This is a genomic window from Streptomyces coryli, from assembly GCF_011044975.1.
Classification (GTDB): domain Bacteria; phylum Actinomycetota; class Actinomycetes; order Streptomycetales; family Streptomycetaceae; genus Streptomyces; species Streptomyces coryli.
Map to the genome: position 1 here is coordinate 1 of NZ_JAAKZV010000451.1, position 3121 is coordinate 3121.

The following is a 3121-nucleotide window of genomic DNA, read 5'->3' on the forward strand; positions in this document are numbered from 1 at the left end:
GTGGGCTTCCGGCCAGGTCATGGTGCGGGGGGTGGGGGGCCGTGACTCCGCCGTAAAGACGTCCTTTGCCGCTTTGCCGGCGGCGTCGGTGCCCTCATCCGCGCTGTCCGGTGCGGGCCGGTTGTTGGCCAGGGCCAGCAGGTCCGCGAAGTCGTCGTCCGCGTCGCGCGGGGTGTGCGGACCCGCAGCCTGCGGCCCCGCCGCCTGCGGCAGCGGCTCGTCGTCCACGGTGAAGGCGTCGCCGTACTCCGCCTGCTGCCGGCGGTGGGCGTTGGCGAGGGACAGGGCGTCCGCGCCGAAGTCCTCCTCGGGGGTGGTACGGCGCTGGCGCGGTGTCACTGTTCGCCGTCCCCTTCGGACTCTTCGGACTCTTCCGACTCTTCCGACCAGCGGGCCGCCAGTGCCGCGGCCTTACGGGCCGCCTGGGCGACCGCCTCGGGGCCGCCGCCCGCCTGCGCGGCCGCGTAACCGACCAGGAAGGTGGTCAGCGGTGCGGCCGGCCTGGCCACGCCGTGCGCGGCCTCGCGGGCGAGGTCGAGCAGGGCGGCGGTGTCGACGTCGAGTTCGATGCCGAGCTCTTGCTTTGCTGCGGTCAGCCATTCATCCAACACGTTCCCATGCTCCCTGATCCGGGCCCTTGCGGTGGCGAGGTCCTCCCAGGTGTCGCAGTCGAAGGTCGCCGCGGTGGCCGCCGGGAGGCGGTGGAGGTTCAGCTCGTGGGTGAGGAGGCGGAGGGGGAGGCCGGTGAGCGTGCCGTGTTCCGCGGCGAGAAGGGCCAGCTCGCGGCGGAGGGGGTCGGCACGATACGCGGCGACGAGGGGCTGGTCGCGGCCGTCGGGGTCGGTGAGGAGTGCGGCGTCGGCGGCGGGGACGGTGGCCAGGGTGTGGCGGAGGGCGGTGGTGGTGGGCGTATCGAGGAAGGGCAGGTCGCCGGAGAGGGCGAGGACGACGGGGGCGTCGGTGGCGTCGACGCCGGCTTTGAGGGCCGCCAACGGGCCGCCGCCCTGGGGTTGTTCGCGGGCCCAGGTGACGGGCCGGGAGGTGGGGCGGCGCGGCCCGACCACGACCGTACGGGCGGCGTCCGGGCAGGCGGCGAGGACCCGGTCGAGCAGCGTGCGGCCGCCGACGGTGAGGGCGGGCTTGTCCACGCCGCCGAGCCGGCGCGCGCCGCCGCCCGTGAGGACGACCACGTCGTACGCCACGGATGTCATGTCCCGCATAGTCTCAGGTGATGGAGATACGCCAGCTCGCGACCTTTCTGAAGACCGCCTCCGTGCTCAGCTTCACGCGCGCCGCGGCCGACCTGAACTACGCGCAGTCCAGCGTCACCGGGCAGATCAAGGCGCTGGAGGCGGATCTGGGCGTGGCCTTGTTCGACCGGCTCGGCGGGCGGATCCAGCTGACCGACGCGGGGCGGCGGCTGGTCCCGTACGCGGAGCAGCTGCTGGCGCTCGCGGACGAGGCGCGGGCGGATGTCGGGGGTGCGGTGGAGCCGGCGGGGTCGCTGGTGGTGGGGACGATGGAGAGCCTCACGTCGTACCGGATGCCGCCGCTGCTCGAACTCTTCCAGCACCGGTACCCGAAGGTGGAGCTGGCGCTGCGGCCGAGCATCTGCGCGGAGACGCTGCAGGGGCTGCGGCAGGGGACGTACGACCTGGGCTTCCTGATGGAGCAGGCGACCGAGCACGAGGGTGTGGAGGTCGCGGTGCTGGGACGCGAGCCGCTGGCGCTGGTGGCGGCGCCCGGGCATGAACTGGCCGGGGTCGCCGGGGTGGAGACCGGGTGGCTGGAGCGGCAGACGGTGCTGGCCACGGAGGTCGGGTGCGCGTATCGGGAGGGGCTTCGGGCCGCGCTCGGGGAGGGTGCCGGGACCTTCCGGGAGTACGGGACGATCGAGGCGATCAAGCGGGGGGTGGCGGCCGGACTCGGGATCGCGCTGCTGCCGGCGGTGACGGTGGCGGAGGAGATCGCCACGGGGCGGCTGGCGCGGCTCGACTGGGAGCCGCCGTTCACGCTGTACACCCAGCTGGCGTGGCGGCGGGGCAAGCGGCTGACGCGGGAACAGCGGCTCTTCGTCGACGAGGCGGTGCGGCTGGTGGCGGAGGAGGCTACAGCGGTGGTGCCGCTCAGCGCGCCATGACTGCGGGCTGTCAGCACGCCTTGACGTAGCCCTTGTTCTTACGGGCGCGGGGCAGCGGGAGGCGGCGGCCGAGGGTGACGCCGAGGGTGGCGGCGGCGATCAGCGGGAGGCCGAGGAGCTGGGTGAGCGTGATCGCGTGCCCGTAGACGGCCCAGTCGGCGAGGAGCGCGACGGCCGGGTAGACGAAGATCAGCACGGCGATGCGCTGCAGCGGGAGCTTCTGGTAGGCGGAGTACATGAGGATGTACATCAGGCCGGTGTGGATCGCCCCGAGCCCGGCCAGCCACGCCCAGCCGGCGCCCAGGTCTGCGGAGCCGGCGAGGTCGGCGAAGGGGAGCAGCAACGGGATGCCGACCAGGGCCTGGACGAGGGCGATGACGTGCGGGCGGACGCCCTCGATGCGCTTGATGGCGAGGGTGGCGAAGGCGTAGAAGAGCGCGGCGAGCAGGGCCGCGCCGAGGCCGAGGAGATAGCCGTCGCGGCCGCCGCCGGTGAGGGCGGAGGGGCCGATGCCGGAGACGAGGACGAGGCCGCCGAAGGCGATGACCAGCCAGCCGGTCTTGTCGGCGGTGATCCGCTCGCGGAAGAGCAGGGCGCCGAGGAGCACGACGTAGAACGGCTGGGTGTGGTAGACGACGGTCGCCACGCCTATGGAGGTGCGCTCGATGGCGTCGAAGAGGAACACCCAGTTGAAGACGATGAAGACCCCGCCGAGCACGGCGAGTCCCGCGGCCTTGCCGGTGAGGCCCATGGCGCGTAGGCCTTCGGCGCTGGGTGCTTTGAGGTAGCCGCGGGCGAGGCAGTAGAGCCCGAGCGCGAGAGCACCGAAGACGCAACGGAAGAAGACCACGGTGAACGGGTCGGCCCCGGACTCGACGACGAAGATGCCGAGGGTGCCGGAGATCGCCATGGCGGTGGTTAGTTCGGCGGTGCCTTTGGTGTGGGTGGTCATGTGGGGACGGTAGGGACTGTCTCTTATAC

At 72.8% G+C, this 3121-nt stretch carries 4 protein-coding genes; 1 reads left to right on the top strand and 3 read right to left on the bottom strand.

The window, feature by feature from the left end:
• Together G5C51_RS41030 and G5C51_RS41035 are read right to left on the bottom strand one after the other, a co-directional pair.
• Nucleotides 1-339 (bottom strand): hypothetical protein (locus G5C51_RS41030; RefSeq protein ID WP_420824915.1); only part of this gene is annotated, 339 nt, incomplete at its 3' end.
• Entirely contained in the window at nucleotides 336-1211 is an 876-nt protein-coding gene (locus G5C51_RS41035) for a DUF6457 domain-containing protein (RefSeq protein ID WP_165245885.1), read from the bottom strand. The genes G5C51_RS41030 and G5C51_RS41035, both read right to left, overlap by 4 nt.
• A gap of 20 nt (nucleotides 1212-1231) precedes the next feature.
• Here G5C51_RS41035 and G5C51_RS41040 point away from each other — a divergent pair, with 20 nt between their 5' ends.
• Nucleotides 1232-2140: a LysR family transcriptional regulator gene (locus G5C51_RS41040; protein WP_165245887.1), complete on the top strand. Its 909-nt coding sequence runs from the start codon at nucleotides 1232-1234 to the stop codon at nucleotides 2138-2140.
• Between the two features lie 10 nt (nucleotides 2141-2150).
• Here the strand turns inward: G5C51_RS41040 and G5C51_RS41045 are convergent, their stop codons facing one another.
• The gene (locus tag G5C51_RS41045; RefSeq protein ID WP_165245889.1) at nucleotides 2151-3092 is read right to left on the bottom strand and encodes a DMT family transporter; all 942 of its coding nucleotides are present in this window, start codon (nucleotides 3090-3092) and stop codon (nucleotides 2151-2153) included.
• Nucleotides 3093-3121 lie beyond the last annotated feature (29 nt).

Coding starts and splice junctions, on each gene's coding strand:
- G5C51_RS41035 (WP_165245885.1), bottom strand. CDS start 1,211: ATGACATCCGTGGCGTACGACGTGGTCGTCCTCACGGGCGGCGGCGCG.
- G5C51_RS41040 (WP_165245887.1), top strand. CDS start 1,232: ATGGAGATACGCCAGCTCGCGACCTTTCTGAAGACCGCCTCCGTGCTC.
- G5C51_RS41045 (WP_165245889.1), bottom strand. CDS start 3,092: ATGACCACCCACACCAAAGGCACCGCCGAACTAACCACCGCCATGGCG.